The organism is Staphylococcus sp. T93, from assembly GCF_016743875.1.
GTDB lineage: Bacteria > Bacillota > Bacilli > Staphylococcales > Staphylococcaceae > Staphylococcus > Staphylococcus aureus.
Window position 1 is genome coordinate 727,160 of sequence record NZ_CP068247.1, and the last position, 26,276, is coordinate 753,435.

Consider the following 26,276-nt stretch of genomic DNA (forward strand, 5'->3'; position numbering starts at 1 on the left):
TTGCGTTTTGATTTCAAGATTTTATACGAACAAATATTCGCAAAACACTTGTATTTTATTTTGAATCCTTGTATAGTATTGGTAAGATAATTAAAAGATAGCAATTTCAATTAGGAGGTCTCGCTTTGGATAACGATCGTCAAAAAGCTTTAGATACAGTAATTAAAAATATGGAGAAATCTTTCGGTAAAGGTGCCGTAATGAAGTTGGGTGACAATATAGGTCGCCGAGTTTCAACTACATCAACTGGTTCAGTTACATTAGATAATGCGCTAGGTGTAGGTGGCTATCCTAAAGGACGAATTATTGAAATTTATGGTCCTGAAAGTTCTGGTAAGACAACAGTAGCGCTTCACGCTATTGCTGAAGTACAAAGTAATGGCGGGGTGGCAGCATTTATCGATGCTGAACATGCTTTAGATCCAGAATATGCTCAAGCATTAGGCGTAGATATCGATAATTTATATTTATCGCAACCGGATCATGGTGAACAAGGTCTTGAAATCGCCGAAGCATTTGTTAGAAGTGGTGCAGTTGATATTGTAGTTGTAGACTCAGTTGCTGCTTTAACACCTAAAGCTGAAATTGAAGGAGAAATGGGAGACACTCACGTTGGTTTACAAGCTCGTTTAATGTCACAAGCGTTACGTAAACTTTCAGGTGCTATTTCTAAATCAAATACAACTGCTATTTTCATCAACCAAATTCGTGAAAAAGTTGGTGTTATGTTCGGTAATCCAGAGACTACACCAGGTGGACGTGCATTAAAATTCTATAGTTCAGTAAGACTAGAAGTACGTCGTGCAGAACAGCTTAAACAAGGACAAGAAATTGTAGGTAATAGAACTAAAATTAAAGTCGTTAAAAATAAAGTGGCACCACCATTTAGAGTAGCTGAAGTTGATATTATGTATGGACAAGGTATTTCTAAAGAGGGTGAACTTATTGATTTAGGTGTTGAAAACGACATCGTTGATAAATCAGGAGCATGGTATTCTTACAATGGCGAACGAATGGGTCAAGGTAAGGAAAATGTTAAAATGTACTTGAAAGAAAATCCACAAATTAAAGAAGAAATTGATCGTAAATTGAGAGAAAAATTAGGTATATCTGATGGTGATGTTGAAGAAACAGAAGATGCACCAAAGTCATTATTTGACGAAGAATAGTACACAAATTTATATCTATAGTTAAACTTAGCAAATATCCTTATAGGATTGATTGAAAGTGATATTCATCTCATAAAGCTAGAATAATATCTAACTTTATGGGATACACTACAAATCGAGACTATAAGGTTTTTTATTTTATTTATTATTACATTATCAATAGTTTTATAATCGAGCTTCAAAACTTTAGAAAATAGTAGAAATAGCATTCAATATAGTGCAAAAGTGCAAATTGATAACTTGACACTTATCTCCTATAAACCGTACAATTAATTTGTATGATTTATATATAATTTCATAAAGTCATATTGAATTTCATATAAAGAGCAAACCCTAGAAAAGGAGGTGTTTGTGTGAATTTATTAAGCCTCCTACTCATTTTGCTGGGGATCATTCTAGGAGTTGTTGGAGGGTATGTTGTTGCCCGAAATTTGTTGCTTCAAAAGCAATCACAAGCTAGACAAACTGCCGAAGATATTGTAAATCAAGCACATAAAGAAGCTGACAATATCAAAAAAGAGAAATTACTTGAGGCAAAAGAAGAAAACCAAATCCTAAGAGAACAAACTGAAGCAGAACTACGAGAAAGACGTAGCGAACTTCAAAGACAAGAAACCCGACTTCTTCAAAAAGAAGAAAACTTAGAGCGCAAATCTGATCTATTAGATAAAAAAGATGAGATTTTAGAGCAAAAAGAATCAAAAATTGAAGAAAAACAACAACAAGTAGATGCAAAAGAGAGTAGTGTTCAAACGTTAATAATGAAGCATGAACAAGAATTAGAACGCATCTCCGGTCTCACTCAAGAAGAAGCTATTAATGAGCAACTTCAAAGAGTAGAGGAAGAACTGTCACAAGATATTGCAGTACTTGTTAAAGAAAAAGAAAAAGAAGCTAAAGAAAAAGTTGATAAAACAGCAAAAGAATTATTAGCTACAGCAGTACAAAGATTAGCAGCAGATCACACAAGTGAATCAACGGTATCAGTAGTTAACTTACCTAATGATGAGATGAAAGGTCGAATCATTGGACGAGAAGGACGAAACATCCGCACACTTGAAACTTTAACTGGCATTGATTTAATTATTGATGACACACCAGAAGCGGTTATATTATCTGGTTTTGATCCAATAAGAAGAGAAATTGCTAGAACAGCACTTGTTAACTTAGTATCTGATGGACGTATTCATCCAGGTAGAATTGAAGATATGGTCGAAAAAGCTAGAAAAGAAGTAGACGATATTATTAGAGAAGCAGGTGAACAAGCTACATTTGAAGTGAACGCACATAATATGCATCCTGACTTAGTAAAAATTGTAGGGCGTTTAAACTATCGTACGAGTTACGGTCAAAATGTACTTAAACATTCAATTGAAGTTGCGCATCTTGCTAGTATGTTAGCTGCTGAGCTAGGCGAAGATGAGACATTAGCGAAACGAGCTGGACTTTTACATGATGTTGGTAAAGCAATTGATCATGAAGTAGAAGGTAGTCATGTTGAAATCGGTGTAGAATTAGCGAAAAAATATGGTGAAAATGAAACAGTTATTAATGCAATCCATTCTCATCATGGTGATGTTGAACCTACATCTATTATATCTATCCTTGTTGCTGCTGCAGATGCATTGTCTGCGGCTCGTCCAGGTGCAAGAAAAGAAACATTAGAGAATTATATTCGTCGATTAGAACGTTTAGAAACGTTATCAGAAAGTTATGATGGTGTAGAAAAAGCATTTGCGATTCAGGCAGGTAGAGAAATCCGAGTGATTGTATCTCCTGAAGAAATTGATGATTTAAAATCTTATCGATTGGCTAGAGATATTAAAAATCAGATTGAAGATGAATTACAATATCCTGGTCATATCAAGGTGACAGTTGTTCGAGAGACTAGAGCAGTAGAATATGCGAAATAATTTTTGTCTCCCTCACAAATTAGTGAGGGAGCTTTTTTAAGTTGTAGTCTTAATCTAGTTAGACAGCACTTTATCGGTAATAACTATATTAAACAGTAGTTATTTGAAAGTAAGACGGACCTTATATTAAATAAGAAGTTATTGCTTTTAATAAAAATGTTTTAGGCTTCGTAATTACTATATTTATATTATGTAAACCTATAAAGATGATTGGTTTTCTATCCAATAAAAAAGAAGAGAAGATGTAACACATCTTCTCTTCTGCAATATTAATTAGGATTTATTTCTAAGTTGAGTTATTTTAATTGTAAATCTGTTTTCTTTAATTCTTTTATAACTTCTGCAGTATCATAACAATTTGTTGCAATTGTTGAATATCTCTCTGCTAAACGATATGCATTAATGTAAAGCTTTAAACTTTCTTTAGCTATATCCTCTGCATCTTCGAATTTTGATGGGTTAGACATAACCACTAATTCTGCAAATTTTTCTGGATCAATATTAATAGACATGTATTTATTTACAACTCCTATTTATTTTGATGTCTTAATACTAACATATTGAAGTTTTCAGACAAAGTAATGTCTCTCTATAATTGAAGAAAAATAATTCAAAGAATTTAATATTTACTTTAAATATTAGAACGTATGAATTAAACTAGTATTTATGAGAGGATGAACAAAACATGAGAATAATGTTTATAGGGGATATCGTAGGTAAAATTGGACGAGACGCAATTGAAACGTACATACCTCAACTGAAGCAAAAGTATAAACCAACAGTTACAATTGTAAATGCTGAAAATGCAGCACATGGTAAAGGTTTGACTGAAAAAATATATAAACAATTACTAAGAAATGGTGTAGATTTCATGACTATGGGTAATCACACATATGGTCAACGTGAAATTTATGATTTTATAGATGAAGCAAAACGACTAGTAAGACCAGCGAATTTTCCGGATGAAGCGCCGGGAATTGGTATGAGATTTATACAAATTAATGATATTAAACTTGCAGTTATTAATCTGCAAGGAAGAGCGTTTATGCCAGATATTGATGATCCTTTTAAAAAGGCAGATCAATTAGTCAAGGAAGCACAAGAACAAACTCCGTTTATATTTGTTGATTTTCATGCAGAAACAACTTCTGAAAAGTATGCAATGGGATGGCATTTAGATGGTAGAGCTAGCGCTGTTGTTGGAACGCATACACACATTCAAACAGCAGATGAACGTATTTTACCAAAGGGGACAGGGTATATAACGGATGTTGGTATGACAGGTTTTTATGATGGCATTTTAGGAATAAATAAAACAGAGGTAATTGAGCGTTTTATCACTAGTTTGCCACAAAGACATGTTGTTCCAAATGAAGGTAGAAGTGTATTATCTGGTGTTGTTATTGATTTAGACAAAGAAGGTAAAACAAAGCACATCGAACGTATATTGATAAATGATGACCATCCATTTTCAACATTTTAAAATTACGTAAGTAAACATTCGAATTGGACCCTATCGTCCATTAGTATGAATTTAATATAGTACCACTGTTTACATAGTAAATCGGTGGTTCTTTTTGTTATCATTTAATATGAAATATATCCATAGGAGGCATATAACTATGAAACCACAATTATCGTGGAAAGTTGGCGGTCAACAAGGCGAAGGTATTGAATCAACTGGGGAAATCTTCGCTACGGCTATGAATAGAAAAGGATATTATTTATATGGATATAGACATTTTTCAAGTCGTATCAAAGGTGGACATACGAATAATAAAATTAGAGTTTCTACGACGCCTGTTCATGCAATTAGTGATGATTTAGATATTTTGATTGCATTTGACCAAGAAACAATTGATGTTAACCATCATGAAATGAGAGAAGACAGTATTATTTTAGCTGATGCCAAGGCTAAACCTGTGAAACCAGAAGGATGTCATGCACAGCTTATTGAATTACCTTTTACAGCAACCGCTAAAGAATTAGGTACAGCATTAATGAAAAACATGGTTGCAATAGGTGCTACTAGCGCATTGATGAATTTGAATACAAATACATTTGAAGAACTTATTACTAATATGTTTTCTAAAAAAGGTGACAAGGTAGTTGAAGTCAATATCCAAGCATTAAACGAAGGTTATCAATTAATGCAATCTCGCTTACCTGAAATCTACGGGGACTTTGAATTAGAGTCAACAGATGCACTACCACATCTATATATGATTGGTAACGATGCCATTGGATTAGGTGCAATTGCTGCAGGTTCACAATTTATGGCGGCATATCCTATTACACCTGCGTCTGAAGTTATGGAATATATGATTGCCAATATATCTAAAGTAAACGGAGCGGTTATTCAAACAGAAGATGAAATTGCTGCTGTAACTATGGCTATTGGTGCAAATTATGGTGGAGTCAGAGCGTTTACGGCTAGTGCTGGTCCAGGTTTATCTTTAATGATGGAAGCAATTGGATTATCTGGTATGACTGAAACGCCATTAGTCATTATTAATACCCAACGAGGTGGACCTTCTACTGGATTACCTACGAAACAAGAACAGTCAGATTTAATGCAAATGATTTATGGTACACATGGTGATATTCCAAAAATTGTTGTAGCACCAACAGATGCAGAAGATGCATTTTATTTAACTATGGAAGCATTTAATTTAGCAGAACAATATCAATGCCCTGTTATAGTTCTAAGTGATTTGCAATTATCTTTAGGTAAACAAACTGTTGAAAAATTAGATTATAATCGTATTGAAATTAAACGTGGTGAAATCATTCAATCTGATATTGAACGTGAAGAAGATGATAAAGGTTATTTCAAGCGTTATGCGTTAACATCCGATGGTGTTTCTCCTAGACCTATCCCCGGTGTTAAAGGAGGTATTCATCATATAACTGGTGTGGAACACAATGAAGAAGGTAAACCTAGTGAATCTGCGTCAAATAGACAACAACAAATGGAAAAACGAATGCGTAAAATTGAGCAGTTACTAATTGAATCGCCAGTAGAAGCTAACTTACAACATGAGGATGCAGATATTCTTTATATCGGTTTTATTTCTACAAAAGGTGCAATTCAAGAAGGTAGTAACCGTTTGAATCAACAAGGCATAAAAGTTAACACTATACAAATTAGACAATTGCATCCATTCCCAACAAGCGTTATTCAAGATGCAGTTAATAAAGCGAAGAAAGTCGTTGTAGTGGAGCACAATTATCAAGGACAATTGGCTAGTATTATAAAAATGAATGTCAATATTCATGATAAGATTGAAAATTATACAAAGTATGATGGGACACCTTTCCTACCACATGAAATCGAAGAAAAAGGCAAAATAATTGCTACTGAAATAAAGGAGATGGTATAGATGGCGACATTTAAAGATTTTAGAAATAATGTTAAGCCTAACTGGTGCCCCGGATGTGGCGATTTCTCAGTACAAGCTGCAATTCAAAAAGCAGCCGCAAATATAGGGTTAGAACCTGAAGAAGTAGCTATCATCACCGGTATAGGATGTTCTGGCCGTCTTTCAGGATATATTAATTCTTATGGCGTTCATTCTATTCACGGACGTGCATTACCTTTAGCTCAAGGTGTAAAAATGGCGAATAAAGATTTAACTGTTATTGCATCGGGAGGAGATGGTGATGGTTATGCTATAGGTATGGGGCATACAATCCATGCTTTAAGAAGAAATATGAACATGACGTATATAGTCATGGATAATCAAATTTATGGTTTGACAAAGGGACAAACATCGCCGTCATCAGCAGTAGGATTTGTTACTAAAACAACGCCAAAAGGTAATATAGAAAAAAATGTTGCGCCTTTAGAATTAGTATTATCATCTGGTGCCACATTTGTAGCCCAAGGTTTTTCAAGCGATATTAAAGGATTAACAAAACTAATTGAAGATGCAATTAATCATGATGGATTTTCATTCGTTAATGTCTTTTCACCATGTGTGACTTATAATAAAATTAACACATACGATTGGTTTAAAGAACATTTAACAAGTGTTGATGACATTGAAAATTATGATTCTACAGATAAACAATTAGCGACTAAAACTGTTATTGAACATGAATCTTTAGTAACTGGTATTGTTTATCAAGATAAAGAAACACCATCATATGAATCTCAAATTAAAGAGTTAGATGATACACCACTTGCTAAAAGAGATATCAAAATTACTGAAGACACCTTCAATGCATTAACTGAACAATTTATTTAATAATTAAAACTGAGTCGTATAAATGTATTTATAACAGATCCATTTATGCTACTCAGTTTTTTACTATTACAAAAAATAAAGGAGTTTTTAAAAATGAAAGACACATTAATGAGTATACAAATAATTCCTAAAACACCAAACAATGACAATGTTATACCTTACGTAGACGAGGCGATTAAAATAATTGACGAATCTGGTTTGCATTTTAGAGTAGGTCCGTTAGAAACGACAGTACAAGGAAATATGAATGAATGTTTAATTTTAATACAATCATTAAATGAACGAATGGTGGAACTTGAATGTCCAAGTATTATTAGCCAAGTTAAGTTTTATCATGTGCCAGATGGCATCACTATTGAAACTTTAACTGAAAAATATGATGAATAACATTAAAAGTGAAGTAAACTGGATTTGAATTGGCTTGTTAGAGATGACGTATAACTTTAACTGTTTTTGCACTTTATAGTTAAATTTAATATAATTATTAAATGATACGGGCAAATAGAAAGGATTTTGTAAAGTGAACGAAGAACAAAGAAAAGCAAGTTCTGTAGATGTTTTAGCTGAGAGAGATAAGAAAGCAGAAAAAGATTATAGTAAATATTTTGAACATGTTTATCAGCCGCCTAATTTAAAAGAAGCGAAAAAAAGAGGTAAACAAGAAGTTCGTTATAATAGAGATTTCCAAATTGATGAAAAATATCGCGGTATGGGGAACGAGCGTACATTTTTAATTAAAACATATGGATGTCAAATGAATGCACATGACACTGAGGTCATTGCTGGTATACTTGAAGCATTAGGCTATCAAGCAACGACTGATATTAACACTGCAGATGTTATTTTAATTAATACATGTGCGATTAGAGAAAATGCCGAGAACAAAGTGTTTAGTGAAATAGGTAATTTGAAGCATTTGAAAAAAGAACGACCTGATATTTTAATCGGTGTTTGTGGTTGTATGTCACAAGAAGAGTCAGTAGTGAATAAAATTTTAAAATCGTATCAAAATGTAGATATGATATTTGGTACACATAATATTCATCATTTACCAGAAATTTTAGAAGAAGCATACTTATCTAAAGCAATGGTTGTTGAAGTATGGTCTAAAGAAGGAGACGTTATTGAAAATCTTCCAAAAGTCCGTGAAGGCAACATTAAAGCATGGGTCAATATTATGTATGGTTGTGATAAGTTTTGTACATATTGTATTGTTCCATTTACAAGAGGTAAAGAACGAAGCCGTAGACCTGAAGACATTATAGATGAAGTACGTGAACTTGCTCGTGAAGGTTACAAAGAAATAACGCTTTTAGGTCAAAATGTAAATTCTTATGGTAAAGATTTACAGGATATAGAATATGACTTAGGAGATCTTTTACAAGCAATTTCTAAAATAGCGATTCCAAGAGTTCGTTTCACAACAAGTCATCCTTGGGACTTTACAGATCACATGATTGATGTTATTTCAGAGGGTGGTAATATCGTTCCGCATATCCACTTGCCAGTTCAATCTGGAAATAATGCAGTATTAAAAATAATGGGTAGAAAATATACACGAGAAAGTTATTTGGATTTAGTAAAACGAATCAAAGATAGAATTCCTAATGTAGCATTAACTACAGATATTATTGTAGGGTATCCAAATGAATCAGAGGAACAATTTGAAGAAACTTTAACTCTGTATGATGAAGTTGGTTTTGAACATGCATATACGTACTTGTATTCACAACGTGATGGTACGCCTGCTGCTAAAATGAAAGATAATGTACCTTTAAATGTCAAAAAGGAACGATTGCAACGTTTGAATAAAAAAGTTGGTCATTATTCACAAATAGCTATGAGTAAGTACGAAGGACAAACTGTAACAGTACTTTGTGAAGGAAGTAGTAAAAAAGATGATCAGGTTCTTGCTGGCTACACTGATAAAAATAAGCTAGTTAATTTCAAAGCGCCTAAAGAAATGATTGGTAAACTAGTGGAAGTACGAATAGATGAAGCTAAACAGTATTCATTAAATGGCAGTTTTATAAAGGAAGTAGAGCCGGAAATGGTGATTCAATAAATGTATAATAAAGATGACGTGTTGAACCAAGCGGATAATATTGCAAATAAAATTAAAAATTTGGATACTATCAAAACATATCAACAAATTGAAGCACAGATTCATCAGAACCAAACGATAAAGACTAAAATGGATATGTTAAAAAAGCATCAAAAACAAGCAGTAAACTTTCAAAATTACGGGAAACAAAATGCGCTAGAACAGTCGGAACATACCATTCAGAGTATAGAAGCAGAAATAAATACATTGCCCATAGTTGAACAGTTTCAAACTTCACAATATGAAGCGAATCAATTATTGAAAATGTTTGTATCAACAATGGAAACACGTTTAAATGACCATAATAAAGCCAAGCATAGTGATTAATTACAAACAAAAAGGAGAACAATCATATGAAATCAAGAAAACTGGCTATAACTGCACTTTTAATTGCAATAAATGTTGTATTAAGCAGTATTATCATCATTCCTCTAGGACCAGTTAAGGCAGCACCAGTACAGCATTTTGTAAATGTATTAAGTGCGGTCATAGTAGGTCCTTGGTATGGATTAGCTCAAGCGCTTATATCATCAATTTTAAGAGTTCTTTTTGGTACTGGTACAGCTTTTGCATTTCCGGGTAGTATGATTGGAGTTTTATTGGCTAGTATGTTTTACATATATCGTAAACATATATTTATGGCCGCGGTCGGTGAAGTACTTGGAACTGGTGTCATCGGAAGTTTAATTTGTATACCATTAGCATATTTCCTTGGGCTTCAAGACTTCTTCATTAAACCGTTAATGATTACGTTCATAGTCTCAAGTGCTATCGGATCTATTATAAGTTATTTCTTATTAATTACTCTAAAAAAACGTGGTATTCTTCAAAGGTTTATAAAATAATTTTATGATATATGATTTCAAACAGAGTCATTGTTCATTTTAATATTGAACGCCCTTACTTAATTAAATGTCTTGAATGTTAGAATTTTAATTTAATTCTAAACATGCTATTGACACATTTTATTAGGTTTGAGGCGTTTTCTTATACATTTAAGATGCTTCGTGATTATATGGTATGAATAGGTTTGTAAAAGTAAGTATGTTAAAATGTATAAGTTAAATAATTAATAATTAAAAAGCTTACAAACGAATATATTGTAAAGACAAATTTTAAAAAGAGACAAGGGTTGTGAAGAAATAATATGTCTAATGTTACACCAATGATGCAGCAATATTTAAAAATAAAATCAGAATACCAAGATTGCTTATTATTTTTTAGACTAGGTGATTTCTATGAAATGTTTTATGAAGATGCCAAGGAGGCATCACGTGTACTTGAAATTACTTTAACTAAAAGAGATGCTAAAAAAGAAAATCCAATTCCGATGTGTGGTGTTCCGTATCATTCTGCAGATAGTTATATAGATACACTTGTTAATAATGGATATAAAGTAGCTATTTGTGAACAGATGGAAGATCCGAAACAAACGAAAGGTATGGTTAGACGTGAGGTAGTAAGAATTGTGACTCCAGGAACTGTGATGGAGCAAGGTGGTGTAGATGATAAACAAAATAACTATATTTTAAGTTTTGTTATGAATCAACCTGAAATTGCGCTTAGTTACTGTGATGTTTCTACTGGCGAATTAAAGGTTACACATTTTAATGATGAAGCGACTTTATTAAATGAAATTACGACGATAAACCCTAACGAAGTTGTTATCAATGACAATATTTCCGATAATTTAAAAAGACAAATTAATATGGTGACAGAAACAATAACAGTCAGGGAAACGTTATCATCAGAAATCTATAGTGTGAATCAAACTGAACATAAATTAATGTATCAAGCGACACAATTATTGCTAGATTATATTCATCATACACAAAAACGTGATTTATCGCATATCGAGGATGTTGTTCAATATGCAGCTATAGATTATATGAAAATGGATTTTTATGCTAAGAGAAACCTTGAGTTAACGGAAAGCATTCGATTAAAATCAAAAAAAGGAACGCTACTTTGGCTAATGGACGAAACGAAAACACCAATGGGAGCACGCCGCTTAAAACAATGGATAGATAGACCACTAATAAGTAAAGAACAAATTGAAGCACGATTAGATATCGTTGATGAATTTAGTGCTCATTTCATAGAAAGAGACACCTTAAGAACATATCTTAATCAAGTGTATGATATTGAACGTCTTGTTGGGCGTGTTAGTTACGGAAATGTTAATGCGAGAGATTTAATTCAACTTAAACATTCCATTTCTGAAATACCGAATATTAAAGCATTACTAAATTCTATGAATCAGAATACTCTTGTACAAGTTAATCAACTAGAACCCCTTGATGATTTACTTGATATATTAGAACAGAGTTTAGTAGAAGAACCACCAATTTCAGTTAAAGATGGCGGACTATTCAAAGTTGGTTTTAATACGCAATTAGATGAATATCTTGAAGCTTCAAAAAACGGAAAAACATGGTTAGCAGAATTACAAGCCAAAGAAAGACAACGTACAGGAATAAAATCATTGAAAATAAGCTTTAATAAAGTGTTTGGTTATTTTATAGAAATAACACGTGCCAACTTGCAAAATTTTGAACCAAGTGAATTTGGTTATATGAGGAAGCAAACGTTATCGAATGCTGAACGTTTTATAACTGATGAACTTAAAGAAAAAGAAGATATCATTTTAGGTGCGGAAGACAAAGCCATCGAATTAGAATATCAATTATTTGTTCAGCTACGTGAAGAAGTTAAAAAATATACTGAACGTTTACAACAACAAGCTAAAATTATTTCAGAGCTAGATTGTTTACAGAGCTTTGCAGAAATTGCTCAAAAATATAATTACACTAGGCCTTCATTTAGTGAAAATAAAACATTAGAATTAGTGGAATCTAGGCACCCAGTAGTGGAAAGAGTAATGGATTATAATGACTATGTGCCTAATAATTGTCGATTAGATAATGAAACATTTATATATTTAATTACAGGTCCGAATATGTCTGGTAAATCGACATATATGAGACAAGTTGCCATAATTAGTATAATGGCCCAAATGGGAGCTTATGTCCCTTGTAAAGAGGCAGTGTTACCTATATTTGATCAAATATTCACTAGAATAGGTGCGGCAGATGATTTGGTTTCAGGTAAGAGTACGTTTATGGTAGAAATGCTAGAAGCACAAAAGGCATTAACTTATGCAACAGAGGATAGTTTGATTATTTTCGATGAAATTGGACGTGGTACTTCAACGTATGACGGTTTAGCTTTAGCGCAGGCAATGATAGAGTATGTAGCTGAAACATCACATGCTAAAACGTTATTTTCAACACATTATCATGAATTGACAACATTAGATCAAGCATTACCAAGTCTAAAAAATGTTCACGTCGCTGCTAATGAATATAAAGGTGAACTTATATTCTTGCATAAAGTCAAAGATGGTGCAGTTGACGATAGTTATGGTATTCAAGTTGCGAAATTAGCTGATTTACCTGAAAAAGTTATTAGCAGAGCACAAGTGATTCTAAGCGAGTTTGAAGCGTCTGCTGGTAAAAAATCATCGATATCAAATTTAAAAATGGTCGAAAATGAACCTGAAATTAATCAAGAAAATTTAAACTTAAGTGTTGAAGAAACAACTGATACTTTATCTCAAAAAGACTTTGAACAAGCATCATTTGATTTGTTTGAAAATGATCAAAAAAGCGAGATTGAACTACAAATTAAAAATTTGAATTTATCTAATATGACACCAATTGAGGCATTGGTGAAGTTAAGTGAATTACAAAATCAATTAAAATAGAGGTGTTGCAAAATGGGGAAAATTAAAGAACTCCAAACCTCATTAGCAAATAAAATCGCAGCAGGTGAAGTAGTTGAAAGACCGAGTTCTGTTGTGAAAGAACTGTTGGAAAATGCTATAGATGCAGGCGCTACAGAAATAAGCATTGAAGTAGAGGAATCTGGCGTCCAATCTATTCGCGTAGTCGATAATGGAAGCGGAATTGAAGCGGAAGACTTAGGATTAGTATTTCATAGACATGCGACTAGTAAATTAGATCAAGATGAAGATTTATTTCATATTAGGACATTAGGATTCCGTGGTGAAGCACTAGCCAGTATTTCATCAGTTGCTAAAGTAACATTGAAGACTTGCACGGATAATGCTAATGGAAATGAAATATATGTAGAAAATGGTGAAATATTAAATCATAAGCCTGCAAAAGCGAAAAAAGGAACAGATATACTTGTAGAATCATTATTTTATAATACACCAGCACGTTTAAAATATATTAAAAGTTTATACACTGAACTAGGTAAAATAACAGATATTGTCAACAGAATGGCAATGAGCCATCCGGACATTCGAATAGCACTCATTTCAGATGGCAAAACAATGTTAAGTACAAATGGTTCAGGACGAACTAATGAAGTGATGGCAGAGATTTATGGGATGAAAGTTGCACGAGATTTAGTACATATATCTGGAGATACAAGTGATTATCACATTGAAGGTTTTGTTGCAAAGCCTGAACATTCTAGAAGTAATAAGCACTATATTTCTATTTTTATTAATGGACGATACATTAAAAACTTTATGCTAAATAAAGCGATTTTAGAAGGCTATCATACACTCTTAACAATAGGTAGGTTCCCGATTTGTTATATTAATATTGAAATGGATCCAATCTTAGTAGACGTAAATGTTCATCCAACAAAACTAGAAGTGCGTTTATCAAAAGAAGAGCAACTATACCAATTGATTGTGAGCAAAATACAAGAAGCATTTAAAGACCGTATATTAATTCCTAAAAATAACTTGGATTATGTGCCAAAAAAAAATAAAGTATTACATTCATTCGAACAACAAAAAATCGAATTTGAACAAAGACAAAACACAGAGAATAACCAAGAGAAGACGTTTTCATCTGAAGAAAGTAACAGTAAGCCATTTATGGAAGAAAATCAAAACGATGAGATAGTTATAAAAGAAGATTCATATAATCCATTCGTAACGAAAACATCTGAAAGTTTAATAGCTGATGATGAATCTTCTGGTTATAATAATACACGTGAAAAAGATGAAGACTACTTCAAAAAACAACAAGAAATTTTACAAGAAATGGATCAAACATTTGATTCAAATGATGGTACAACTGTGCAAAATTATGAGAATAAAGCGTCTGATGATTATTATGATGTAAACGATATTAAAGGAACAAAAAGTAAAGACCCTAAACGAAGAATTCCATATATGGAAATTGTTGGACAAGTACATGGAACGTATATTATTGCTCAAAATGAATTTGGCATGTACATGATTGACCAGCATGCAGCTCAAGAAAGAATAAAATATGAATATTTTCGAGATAAAATAGGTGAGGTTACCAATGAAGTACAAGATTTATTAATCCCGTTAACATTTCATTTTTCAAAAGATGAACAATTAGTCATTGATCAATATAAAAATGAGCTTCAACAAGTAGGTATCATGTTAGAACATTTTGGTGGTCATGATTATATTGTAAGTAGCTATCCAGTTTGGTTCCCTAAAGATGAAGTAGAAGAAATTATTAAAGATATGATTGAGCTAATTTTGGAAGAGAAAAAAGTAGATATCAAAAAATTACGTGAAGATGTAGCAATCATGATGTCATGTAAAAAATCCATTAAAGCGAATCATTATTTACAAAAACATGAAATGTCTGATTTAATTGATCAATTAAGAGAAGCGGAAGATCCATTTACATGTCCACATGGTCGTCCAATAATCATTAATTTTTCAAAATACGAATTAGAAAAATTATTTAAGCGTGTGATGTAGAGAGGATGAATCAAGTGAATAACAACATATTGCCTGCTATAAGAAACATTAAAGATTTAGAGAAACTGATTAAAACAGACTATAAAATGTGTGTGCTTCTAGATATGCATATAGGACATATAAAAAGTATTATGGAATTGCTGAAGCAAAATCATATAGAGTGTTTTATTCATATAGATTTGATAAAAGGTTTAAGCCACGATGAATTTGCAAGTGAATTTATTATTCAGCAATACAAGCCAAAAGGTATCGTATCGACTAAATCTAAAGTAATAAAAAAAGCTAAATCATTAAATACTTTAACGATTTTTAGAGTATTTATTATTGATAGTCAAGCATTGAAACGCAGTATAGATTTGATAAAAAAAGTTGAACCTGATTTTGTTGAAGTACTTCCAGGTGTTGCGAGTAAAGCGATTCATCATATTCAGAAAGAAACAAACACACAAGTCATTGCAGGTGGCCTAATTAATACAATAGATGAAGTCAATGAAGCTGTTAAAAATGGAGCGAAATATGTAACTACTAGTTATGATAAACTTTGGTAAATCATAAGTCTGCAAAAATTTCATTTTTCACGAGATTTAGTCATATAACATAATAAAAAAGCCGTTTTCATATGGGATATGCAGTAGGTATCAAACAAAAAATAATCAAATAAAATAATTAGCACCTCTAAAACGATTAAAATCATTAAAGTTTTAGAGGTGTTTATTAGTAAAAAATGCAACTAGTCATAAAAAATATGGCTGAAGAATGTCAATTAAACAAAAGAGCGTCATAAATAAATTAGTTAGGATTGGTATTTCTAGTTTTCAAATTAAACTACTTTTATAAAGACTTGAAAAATTAAATTTGACAAAATTTTTACAAAAACCATTGACAACGCTTTCATATCGATAGTATCATAACAAATATAATAAAAGTTAATACATAGAATAGAGACGGGAGATTTCTACGAGCCAAACTGCTAGTGTAGGAATCTCTTTGTCTTTTTGGGAGGACATTTAATATGAATGTATATTTAGCAGAATTCCTAGGAACTGCAATCTTAATCCTTTTTGGTGGTGGCGTTTGTGCCAATGTCAATTTAAAGAGAAGTGCTGCGAATGGTGCTGATTGGATTGTCATCACAGCTGGATGGGGATTAGCGGTTACAATGGGTGTGTTTGCTGTCGGTCAATTCTCAGGTGCACATTTAAACCCAGCGGTGTCTTTAGCTCTTGCATTAGACGGAAGTTTTGATTGGTCATTAGTTCCTGGTTATATTGTTGCTCAAATGTTAGGTGCAATTGTCGGAGCAACAATTGTATGGTTAATGTACTTGCCACATTGGAAAGCGACAGAAGAAGCTGGCGCGAAATTAGGTGTTTTCTCTACAGCACCGGCTATTAAGAATTACTTTGCCAACTTTTTAAGTGAGATTATCGGAACAATGGCATTAACTTTAGGTATTTTATTTATCGGTGTAAACAAAATTGCCGATGGTTTAAATCCTTTAATTGTCGGAGCATTAATTGTTGCAATCGGATTAAGTTTAGGCGGTGCTACTGGTTATGCAATCAACCCAGCACGTGATTTAGGTCCGAGAATTGCACATGCGATTTTACCAATAGCTGGTAAAGGTGGTTCAAATTGGTCATATGCAATCGTTCCTATCTTAGGACCAATTGCCGGTGGTTTATTAGGTGCAGTGGTATACGCTGTATTTTATAAACATACATTTAATATTGGTTGTGCAATTGCAATTGTTGTAGTTATTATTACTTTGATTTTAGGTTACATTTTAAATAAATCATCAAAAAAAGGTGATATCGAATCAATTTACTAAAATAAAAAGAAACGTAAATAGCATAATTTAACATGTTTGATTCATGGATTATGCTATTTTTTCGCCAAAATTTAACAGATTTTGTACAATGGGTTAGCGATTATTTTTTAATAAAGGAGATACTACTAATGGAAAAATATATTTTATCTATAGACCAAGGAACAACAAGCTCAAGAGCGATTTTATTCAATCAAAAAGGGGAAATTGCAGGGGTAGCACAACGTGAGTTTAAGCAATATTTTCCACAATCAGGTTGGGTTGAACATGATGCAAATGAAATTTGGACATCTGTGTTAGCTGTAATGACGGAAGTAATTAATGAAAATGATGTTAGAGCTGATCAAATTGCAGGTATCGGTATTACAAACCAACGTGAAACAACGGTTGTTTGGGACAAACATACTGGCCGCCCAATTTATCACGCAATTGTTTGGCAATCACGTCAAACACAATCAATTTGTTCAGAATTAAAACAACAAGGATATGAACAAACATTTAGAGATAAGACAGGATTACTTTTAGATCCGTATTTTGCAGGTACAAAAGTTAAATGGATTCTAGACAATGTTGAAGGTGCACGAGAAAAAGCAGAAAATGGCGATCTATTATTTGGAACGATTGATACTTGGTTAGTATGGAAATTATCAGGAAAAGCTGCGCATATTACTGATTATTCAAATGCGAGTCGTACATTAATGTTTAATATCCATGATTTAGAATGGGACGATGAGTTATTAGAACTACTTACAGTACCTAAAAATATGTTGCCAGAAGTTAAAGCTTCGAGTGAAGTATATGGTAAGACAATTGATTACCACTTCTATGGTCAAGAAGTACCAATCGCTGGAGTAGCTGGTGATCAACAAGCAGCATTATTTGGACAAGCTTGCTTCGAACGTGGTGACGTGAAAAACACATATGGAACTGGTGGCTTCATGTTAATGAATACAGGTGACAAAGCGGTTAAATCTGAAAGTGGTTTATTAACAACAATTGCTTATGGTATTGATGGAAAAGTAAATTATGCGCTTGAAGGTTCCATCTTTGTTTCGGGTTCAGCAATCCAATGGTTACGTGATGGATTAAGAATGATTAATTCAGCACCACAATCAGAAAGTTATGCGACACGAGTTGACTCTACTGAGGGTGTTTATGTTGTTCCAGCTTTTGTAGGTTTAGGAACACCATATTGGGATTCTGAAGCACGTGGTGCGATTTTCGGTTTAACACGTGGAACTGAAAAAGAGCACTTTATCCGTGCAACTTTAGAATCACTATGTTACCAAACTCGTGACGTTATGGAAGCAATGTCAAAAGACTCTGGTATTGATGTCCAAAGTTTACGTGTCGATGGTGGTGCAGTTAAAAATAACTTTATTATGCAGTTCCAAGCAGACATTGTTAATACTTCTGTTGAAAGACCTGAAATTCAAGAAACTACAGCTTTAGGTGCTGCATTTTTGGCAGGTTTAGCAGTTGGATTCTGGGAGAGTAAAGATGATATCGCTAAAAACTGGAAATTAGAAGAAAAATTCGATCCGAAAATGGATGAAGGCGAAAGAGAAAAATTATATAGAGGTTGGAAAAAAGCTGTTGAAGCAACACAAGTTTTTAAAACAGAATAAACTTGTAGATTAGACTTTTGTATAAACATTGTGATACAATCAATTTAAGTTAATATTTGAATCGAGAAGCGAGAGATTTGTTCGAACATGTACAATTGAAGGATTGTTTATGTGGGACAAGTCTCTCGTTTTTACATTTTTTAGGAGGCGTTTTGGAATGGCATTGTCTACTTTTAAGAGAGAACATATTAAAAAGAATTTAAGAAATGATGAATATGATTTAGTAATTATTGGTGGCGGTATTACAGGTGCAGGTATTGCACTAGACGCGAGTGAAAGAGGAATGAAAGTTGCATTAGTTGAAATGCAAGACTTTGCACAAGGAACAAGCTCAAGATCTACAAAATTAGTCCATGGTGGTTTGCGTTACTTAAAACAATTCCAAATTGGAGTAGTTGCCGAAACTGGTAAAGAACGTGCGATTGTTTATGAAAATGGGCCTCATGTTACGACTCCAGAGTGGATGCTTTTACCAATGCATAAAGGTGGAACATTTGGTAAATTCTCAACATCAATTGGTTTAGGAATGTATGATCGTTTAGCAGGTGTTAAGAAGTCTGAACGTAAAAAAATGTTATCTAAAAAAGAAACTTTAGCTAAAGAACCATTAGTTAAAAAAGAAGGTCTAAAAGGCGGCGGTTACTATGTTGAATATCGTACTGACGATGCGCGTTTAACTATTGAAGTTATGAAGCGTGCTGCTGAAAAAGGCGCAGAAATTATCAACTATACTAAATCTGAACACTTCACTTATGATAAAAATCAACAAGTAAATGGTGTTAAAGTTATAGATAAATTAACTAATGAAAATTATACAATTAAGGCTAAAAAAGTGGTTAATGCAGCAGGTCCATGGGTTGATGATGTTAGAAGTGGTGATTATGCACGCAATAATAAAAAATTACGTTTAACTAAAGGTGTACATGTTGTTATTGATCAATCAAAATTCCCATTAGGTCAAGCAGTATACTTTGATACTGAAAAAGATGGAAGAATGATTTTTGCAATTCCACGTGAAGGAAAAGCGTATGTAGGTACTACAGATACATTCTATGACAATATCAAATCTTCACCATTAACTACACAAGAAGACAGAGACTATTTAATCGATGCGATTAATTACATGTTCCCTAGTGTTAATGTTACAGATGAAGATATTGAATCAACATGGGCAGGAATTAGACCATTAATTTACGAAGAAGGCAAAGACCCTTCTGAAATCTCTCGTAAGGATGAAATTTGGGAAGGTAAATCAGGTTTATTAACTATTGCAGGTGGTAAATTAACAGGCTATCGTCACATGGCTCAAGACATTGTTGATTTAGTATCTAAACGCTTGAAAAAAGACTACGGTTTAACATTTAGTCCATGTAATACAAAAGGTCTGGCAATTTCAGGTGGCGATGTAGGTGGTAGCAAGAACTTTGATGCGTTTGTAGAGCAAAAAGTAGATGTAGCTAAAGGATTCGGCATTGATGAAGATGTTGCAAGACGTTTAGCATCTAAATATGGTTCAAATGTTGATGAATTGTTCAACATTGCGCAAACATCTCAATACCATGATAGCAAGTTACCATTAGAAATTTATGTAGAACTTGTTTATAGTATTCAACAAGAAATGGTATACAAACCTAACGATTTCTTAGTTCGTCGTTCTGGTAAAATGTATTTCAATATTAAAGATGTATTAGATTATAAAGATGCTGTCATCGATATTATGGCAGATATGCTTGATTACTCTCCAGCTCAAATTGAAGCATATACTGAAGAAGTTGAGCAAGCAATTAAAGAAGCGCAACATGGAAATAATCAACCAGCAGTTAAAGAATAATTAATTTGTACAATCATAAACTGGTGTCCTGTTTTAAGGGCATCAGTTTTTTTATACGAGATACATTAGTCAATTGAAACTATGCATCACTAAATGTATGATAATAATAAAAGCGAATATAAAAGCGTTGTTATTAAAGGTGTGAGATGATGACTGAAAAACAATTTAAATTAACTGTACAAGATAATACGAATATTGAAGTTAAAGTGAATTTTACAGATGTAGATTCAAAAGGAATTATTCATATATTTCATGGTATGGCTGAACATATGGAACGTTACGATAAATTAGCACATGCACTTTCAAAGCATGGCTTCGATGTGATACGTCATAATCATCGAGGACATGGTATTAATATTGATGAATCAACAAGAGGGCATTACGATGATATGAAACGAGTTATCGGTGATGCCTTTGAAGTAGCGCAAACAGTGAGAGGCAATGTTGATAAACCATACATTATAATCGGACATTCAATGGGATCCGTTATAGCTAGATTGTTTGTAGAAACATATCCGCAATATGTTGATGGTCTAATTTTAAGTGGTACTGGTATGTATTCATTATGGAAAGGTTTACCAACCGTTAAAGTGTTACAACTGATTACAAAAATTTATGGTGCTGAGAAACGAGTTGAATGGGTTAACCAGTTAGTATCAAATAGTTTTAATAAAAAAATACGTCCATTACGTACACAAAGTGATTGGATTTCTAGTAATCCAATTGAAGTAGATAACTTTATTAAAGATCCATATAGTGGATTTAATGTGTCAAATCAATTATTATATCAAACAGCCTATTATATGCTACATACATCACAATTAAAAAATATGAAAATGTTAAATCATGCCATGCCTATATTATTAGTTTCAGGATATGACGATCCTTTAGGTGATTATGGTAAAGGGATTTTAAAATTGGCGAATATATATAGAAAAGCTGGCATTAAAAATGTTAAAGTGAATCTTTATCATCATAAACGTCATGAAGTGTTATTTGAAAAAGATCATGACAAAATTTGGGAAGACTTGTTTAAATGGTTGAATCAATTTTATAAAAAATAAAGAAAGTGGAATTAAATATGAATAAAAATAAGCCTTTTATTGTAGTAATTGTGGGGCCAACTGCTTCAGGTAAAACAGAGCTTAGCATCGAACTCGCGAAGCGTATCAATGGTGAAATCATAAGCGGTGACTCTATGCAAGTCTACAAACATATGAATATTGGAACTGCAAAAGTAACACCTGAAGAAATGGATGGTATTCCACATCATTTAATTGATATCTTGAATCCTGATGATACATTTTCAGCATATGAATTCAAGCGATTAGCAGAAGATTTAATTACTGATATAACGAATAGAGGTAAAGTTCCAATCATAGCAGGTGGAACAGGCTTATATATTCAATCATTAATATATAATTATGAATTAGAAGATGAAACAGTTACACCTGCACAATTATCCATAGTTAAACAAAAGTTATCTGCATTAGAACATTTAGATAATCAGCAACTACACGATTATTTAGCTCAATTTGATGCGGTTTCTGCAGAAAATATTCACCCTAACAACCGCCAAAGAGTGTTGCGCGCTATTGAATATTATTTAAAAACAAAAAAACTTTTGAGTAATCGCAAGAAAGTGCAACAATTTACTGAAAATTATGATACATTATTATTAGGGATTGAAATGTCGCGTAAAACATTATATTCAAGAATAAATAAACGTGTTGATATTATGTTGGATCACGGATTATTTAGAGAAGTGCAACAACTTGTTGAACAAGGCTATGAATCTTGCCAAAGTATGCAAGCTATTGGATATAAAGAATTAATACCTGTGATTAACGGACAAATGATTTATGAAGATGCTGTCAATGATTTAAAGCAACATTCACGCCAATATGCAAAACGACAAATGACATGGTTCAAGAATAAAATGAGTGTTCATTGGTTAGATAAAGAAAATATGTCACTTCAAATGATGTTAGATGAGATTACAACCCAGATTAAGTAAAAGGAGTCCGACAGATGATTGCAAACGAAAACATCCAAGACAAAGCACTAGAGAATTTTAAAGCAAACCAAACTGAAGTAACTGTATTCTTTCTAAACGGTTTCCAAATGAAAGGTGTTATTGAAGAATACGACAAGTATGTCGTAAGCTTAAATTCTCAAGGCAAACAACACTTGATTTACAAACATGCGATCAGCACTTATACAGTAGAAACTGAAGGTCAAGCATCTACTGAAAGTGAAGAATAAGTTGTAATCATATGGGCACGATTTAATGACTCGTGTACATAACGTTTGAAGTATGATAAATAGATATAGAAATAAAGTCATATGTGACATCAATTAAATGATGTTCAAATGACAAGATACAATAGAGGAATGTTTGTAATAAAAACGCTTCATATAAAGGTCGAGTCAATATATGATACGACTTTATATGAAGCGTTTTATTTGCTATGAGCTAGTATATTTTATAATAATTTTTCTATTTCTCTTTCGATTTGAACAGGTTTTTTTTGAGGTGCAAATCGTTTAACAACGTTACCTTCGCGATCCACTAAAAACTTAGTGAAATTCCATTTGATTTTCTCATTAAAGAATCCGTGTTGTGCCGCAGTCAAATATCTAAATAAAGGTAATTGATGTTCCCCTTTTACGTCTATTTTTTGATGCATAGGGAAGGTAACACCATAGTTTAATTTACAGTTTTGAGCTGCTTCTTCGCCTGAACCAGGTTCTTGGCCACCAAATTGATTACAAGGGAAACCTAGAATTACAAACCCTTGATCTTTGTATTTCTCGTATAATGATTGCAAACCTTCAAATTGTGAAGTAAAGCCACATTCGCTAGCTGTATTAACAATTAGCATAACGTCACCCTTATATGCATCTAATTTGTAAGTAACACCTTTATTTGTTTCTACTACAAAATCATAAATTGTCTCCATTGTATCATCCTTTCGATTTACTTAAAATGTACCACAAAATCGTGTAATAGTCTTTACTAAAACTCTATGATAGAATACTTTGAGTAGGATTTTATTAAGGAGATGTATAACATGGCTCAGCAACAAATTCATGATACTAAAAATAAACTAGAAAAAGCTGTCTTAGTCGGTGTACATGCTCAAGATGATAAGCAATTTAATTTTGAGTCTACAATGGAGGAATTATCATCTTTATCAGAGACTTGCCAACTTGAAGTGTTGGGTCAAATTACTCAAAACAGAGATCGTGTAGATCGCAAATATTATGTTGGTAAAGGTAAAATTGAAGAAATTCAAGCATTTATTGAGTTCAAAGATATTGATGTAGTCATCACAAATGATGAATTAACGACTGCACAATCCAAATCACTAAATGAAGCTTTAGGTGTAAAAATTATTGATAGAACTCAGTTGATTCTTGAAATATTTGCATTAAGAGCAAGAAGTAAAGAAGGTAAATTGCAAGTAGAGCTAGCACAACTTGATTATTTATTACCTAGATTGCAAGGCCATGGTAAAAGCCTTTCTCGTTTAGGTGGCGGTATTGGAACTAGAGGCCCTGGTGAAACGAAGTTAGAGATGGATCGCAGACATATTCGAACTCGTATGAATGAAATTAAACATCAATTGCGGACGGTAGAAGAACATCGCGAAAGATATCGAAATAAAAGAAATCAAAATCAGGTGTTTCAAGTAGCTTTAGTTGGTTATACAAATGCTGGTAAATCATCATGGTTTAATGTTTTAGCAAATGAAGAGACGTATGAAAAAGATCAATTATTTGCAACGTTAGATCCTAAAACACGACAAATTCAAATAAATGATGGATTTAATTTAATTATTTCAGATACTGTTGGTTTTATACAGAAACTACCTACGACGTTAATTGCAGCTTTTAAATCAACTTTAGAAGAGGCTAAAGGTGCAGATTTATTAGTACATGTCGTAGATAGTAGCCATCCTGAATACCGTACGCAGTATGACACAGTTAATGATTTAATCAAACAATTAGATATGAGTCATATTTCTCAAATAGTTATTTTTAATAAAAAGGACTTATGTGATCATGCATCAAATCGTCCAGCAAGTGATTTGCCTAATGTTTTTGTTTCTTCTAAAAATGATGGTGATAAATTACTTGTTAAGACGTTATTTATTGATGAAATCAAAAGGCAATTAACTTATTATGATGAGACAATTGCGACGAATAATGCAGATCGATTATATTTTCTAAAACAACATACATTAGTGACTGAACTTAAATATGATGAAATTGAAAATGTTTATCGTATAAAAGGATTTAAAAAATAATAAAAGGACGAAATTCAAATGAAAGATATAAGTAAGATAGTAGCTGACGTCGAATCAACGTTAGCACCATATTTTAAAGAAATTGAAGAAACAGCATATATTAATCAAGAAAAAGTATTAAATGCATTTCATCATGTCAAAGCAACCGAAAGTGATCTACAAGGATCAACAGGATACGGGTATGATGACTTTGGACGTGATCATTTAGAAGAAATATATGCGCAGGCATTTAAAGCAGAAGATGCAATTGTTCGTCCGCAAATTATTTCAGGTACGCATGCGATTACTATTGCATTACAAAGTTTATTAAAACATGGTGATGAATTAATTTATATAACGGGTAGTCCATATGACACTTTACTTGAAGTCATTGGCGTAAACGGAAATGGTATTGAAAGTTTAATGGAGCATGGCGTATCGTATAAAGATATTGCACTTAAAGAAGGTAAGATCGATATTGAAAGTGTGTTAGATGGGGTTTCTGAGCGCACCAAAGTAATAGCGATTCAACGTTCGAAAGGCTATGATCAAAGACCTTCAATTCCGCTAGATGAAATTGAAAAGGTAATTACTAGGTTGAAAAACGTGCATCCTAATATTTTAATATTTGTGGATAACTGTTATGGGGAATTTGTTGAAAGACGTGAACCTATAGAATGTGGTGCCGATTTAATAGCAGGATCATTAATTAAAAACCCTGGCGGTGGTTTAGCTAAGATTGGTGGATACATTGCTGGTAGAAAAGATTTAATTGAACGATGTGGTTATAGATTGACAGCACCTGGTATTGGTAAAGAAGCGGGTGCATCATTAAATGCATTGCTTGAAATGTATCAAGGTTTCTTTTTAGCACCACACGTTGTCAGTCAGAGTCTTAAAGGTGCATTGTTTACTAGTTTATTTTTAGAAAAAATGAATATGAACACAACGCCGAAGTACTACGAAAAACGAACTGATTTAATTCAAACAGTTAAATTTGAAACGAAAGAACAAATGATTTCATTTTGTCAAAGTATTCAACACGCATCCCCAATTAATGCACATTTTAGTCCAGAACCTAGTTATATGCCTGGTTACGAAGATGATGTTATTATGGCAGCTGGTACGTTTATTCAAGGTTCATCGATTGAATTATCTGCAGATGGACCTATTCGTCCTCCTTATGAAGCATATGTTCAAGGAGGATTAACATATGAACACGTTAAAATTGCTGTGACAAGAGCTGTTAATCAGTTGAAAGAACAAGGACTTATATAATAGATTAAATTTCACCCTAAATGATAATGTGTTTTGGGTGAAATTTTTTGCGGAGATTTATCAGATTATTTTTAAAAATTGAAAAAATATTTTAGCTGTAGATTGTTTTATGTCGTTTTAGAAGTCGAAATCGCAGTTATATCAATGTTTTAAGCTTTATGTTAGAAAACCTGACATATTTTTGAAATCCTAAAA

General features: G+C 32.7%; 22 protein-coding genes. 20 read left to right on the forward strand and 2 right to left on the reverse strand.

The features are described from left to right. Positions 1-125 precede the first annotated feature (125 nt). A complete protein-coding gene (gene recA / locus JG553_RS03535) occupies positions 126-1,169 on the forward strand; it encodes a recombinase RecA (RefSeq protein WP_000368166.1) in 1,044 nt (347 codons plus the stop codon). Between the two features lie 353 nt (positions 1,170-1,522). Continuing rightward, the gene (gene rny / locus JG553_RS03540; protein ID WP_001050913.1) at positions 1,523-3,082 is read left to right on the forward strand and encodes a ribonuclease Y; all 1,560 of its coding nucleotides are present in this window, start codon (positions 1,523-1,525) and stop codon (positions 3,080-3,082) included. Between the two features lie 296 nt (positions 3,083-3,378). Here rny and JG553_RS03545 read toward each other — a convergent pair whose 3' ends face one another. Further along, the gene (locus JG553_RS03545) at positions 3,379-3,594 is read right to left on the reverse strand and encodes a hypothetical protein (RefSeq protein ID WP_000026308.1); all 216 of its coding nucleotides are present in this window, start codon (positions 3,592-3,594) and stop codon (positions 3,379-3,381) included. A 173-nt stretch (positions 3,595-3,767) separates the two neighbouring features. Between JG553_RS03545 and JG553_RS03550 the strand changes: the two genes are divergently transcribed. The 16 genes from JG553_RS03550 to hfq all read left to right on the forward strand — a co-directional run bounded on the left by JG553_RS03550 (position 3,768) and on the right by hfq (position 22,776). Further along, a complete protein-coding gene (locus JG553_RS03550) occupies positions 3,768-4,565 on the forward strand; it encodes a TIGR00282 family metallophosphoesterase (protein WP_001222105.1) in 798 nt (265 codons plus the stop codon). Positions 4,566-4,704: 139 nt separating this feature from the next. Continuing rightward, a complete protein-coding gene (locus tag JG553_RS03555) occupies positions 4,705-6,465 on the forward strand; it encodes a 2-oxoacid:acceptor oxidoreductase subunit alpha (protein WP_000804328.1) in 1,761 nt (586 codons plus the stop codon). Further along, positions 6,466-7,332 carry a 2-oxoacid:ferredoxin oxidoreductase subunit beta gene (locus JG553_RS03560; protein ID WP_000190144.1) on the forward strand — a complete coding sequence of 289 codons (867 nt, stop codon included), beginning with the start codon at positions 6,466-6,468 and terminating at the stop codon, positions 7,330-7,332. Positions 7,333-7,425: 93 nt separating this feature from the next. Next, positions 7,426-7,719, forward strand: a complete 294-nt coding sequence (locus JG553_RS03565) for a thiamine-binding protein (protein ID WP_000655666.1) — start codon at positions 7,426-7,428, stop codon at positions 7,717-7,719. A gap of 133 nt (positions 7,720-7,852) precedes the next feature. Beyond that, positions 7,853-9,397, forward strand: a complete 1,545-nt coding sequence (miaB, locus tag JG553_RS03570) for a tRNA (N6-isopentenyl adenosine(37)-C2)-methylthiotransferase MiaB (protein WP_001001523.1) — start codon at positions 7,853-7,855, stop codon at positions 9,395-9,397. Next, complete coding sequence (locus JG553_RS03575; protein WP_000282388.1) at positions 9,398-9,763, forward strand: YlbF/YmcA family competence regulator; 366 nt, start codon at positions 9,398-9,400, stop codon at positions 9,761-9,763. A gap of 26 nt (positions 9,764-9,789) precedes the next feature. After that, positions 9,790-10,281, forward strand: coding sequence for an energy coupling factor transporter S component ThiW (gene thiW / locus JG553_RS03580; protein ID WP_000842277.1), 492 nt, complete (start codon positions 9,790-9,792; stop codon positions 10,279-10,281). Positions 10,282-10,583: 302 nt separating this feature from the next. Beyond that, complete coding sequence (gene mutS / locus JG553_RS03585; RefSeq protein WP_000073353.1) at positions 10,584-13,202, forward strand: DNA mismatch repair protein MutS; 2,619 nt, start codon at positions 10,584-10,586, stop codon at positions 13,200-13,202. Between the two features lie 12 nt (positions 13,203-13,214). Next, positions 13,215-15,224, forward strand: a complete 2,010-nt coding sequence (gene mutL, locus JG553_RS03590; protein WP_000516261.1) for a DNA mismatch repair endonuclease MutL — start codon at positions 13,215-13,217, stop codon at positions 15,222-15,224. 5 nt (positions 15,225-15,229) lie between these two features. Beyond that, positions 15,230-15,772, forward strand: coding sequence for a glycerol-3-phosphate responsive antiterminator (locus tag JG553_RS03595; RefSeq protein WP_001077635.1), 543 nt, complete (start codon positions 15,230-15,232; stop codon positions 15,770-15,772). 464 nt (positions 15,773-16,236) lie between these two features. After that, complete coding sequence (locus tag JG553_RS03600; protein WP_001103743.1) at positions 16,237-17,055, forward strand: MIP/aquaporin family protein; 819 nt, start codon at positions 16,237-16,239, stop codon at positions 17,053-17,055. A 128-nt stretch (positions 17,056-17,183) separates the two neighbouring features. Continuing rightward, on the forward strand, positions 17,184-18,680 hold the full coding sequence (glpK, locus tag JG553_RS03605) for a glycerol kinase GlpK (RefSeq protein WP_000417369.1): 1,497 nt from the start codon (positions 17,184-17,186) through the stop codon (positions 18,678-18,680). Positions 18,681-18,837: 157 nt separating this feature from the next. Continuing rightward, entirely contained in the window at positions 18,838-20,511 is a 1,674-nt protein-coding gene (locus JG553_RS03610) for a glycerol-3-phosphate dehydrogenase/oxidase (RefSeq protein WP_001218596.1), read from the forward strand. A 149-nt stretch (positions 20,512-20,660) separates the two neighbouring features. Further along, positions 20,661-21,575, forward strand: coding sequence for an alpha/beta fold hydrolase (locus JG553_RS03615; protein ID WP_000136950.1), 915 nt, complete (start codon positions 20,661-20,663; stop codon positions 21,573-21,575). A 17-nt stretch (positions 21,576-21,592) separates the two neighbouring features. After that, the gene (gene miaA / locus JG553_RS03620; protein WP_001548613.1) at positions 21,593-22,528 is read left to right on the forward strand and encodes a tRNA (adenosine(37)-N6)-dimethylallyltransferase MiaA; all 936 of its coding nucleotides are present in this window, start codon (positions 21,593-21,595) and stop codon (positions 22,526-22,528) included. 14 nt (positions 22,529-22,542) lie between these two features. Further along, entirely contained in the window at positions 22,543-22,776 is a 234-nt protein-coding gene (gene hfq, locus JG553_RS03625; RefSeq protein WP_000561358.1) for an RNA chaperone Hfq, read from the forward strand. A gap of 221 nt (positions 22,777-22,997) precedes the next feature. Here hfq and JG553_RS03630 read toward each other — a convergent pair whose 3' ends face one another. Beyond that, positions 22,998-23,474 carry a glutathione peroxidase gene (locus JG553_RS03630; protein WP_000448078.1) on the reverse strand — a complete coding sequence of 159 codons (477 nt, stop codon included), beginning with the start codon at positions 23,472-23,474 and terminating at the stop codon, positions 22,998-23,000. 111 nt (positions 23,475-23,585) lie between these two features. Between JG553_RS03630 and hflX the strand changes: the two genes are divergently transcribed. Both hflX and JG553_RS03640 read left to right on the forward strand, forming a co-directional pair. Continuing rightward, positions 23,586-24,824 (forward strand): GTPase HflX, encoded by a 1,239-nt coding sequence (hflX, locus tag JG553_RS03635; RefSeq protein WP_000068617.1) that lies wholly within the window; start codon positions 23,586-23,588, stop codon positions 24,822-24,824. An 18-nt stretch (positions 24,825-24,842) separates the two neighbouring features. Beyond that, entirely contained in the window at positions 24,843-26,081 is a 1,239-nt protein-coding gene (locus tag JG553_RS03640; protein WP_000652047.1) for a methionine gamma-lyase family protein, read from the forward strand. Positions 26,082-26,276 lie beyond the last annotated feature (195 nt).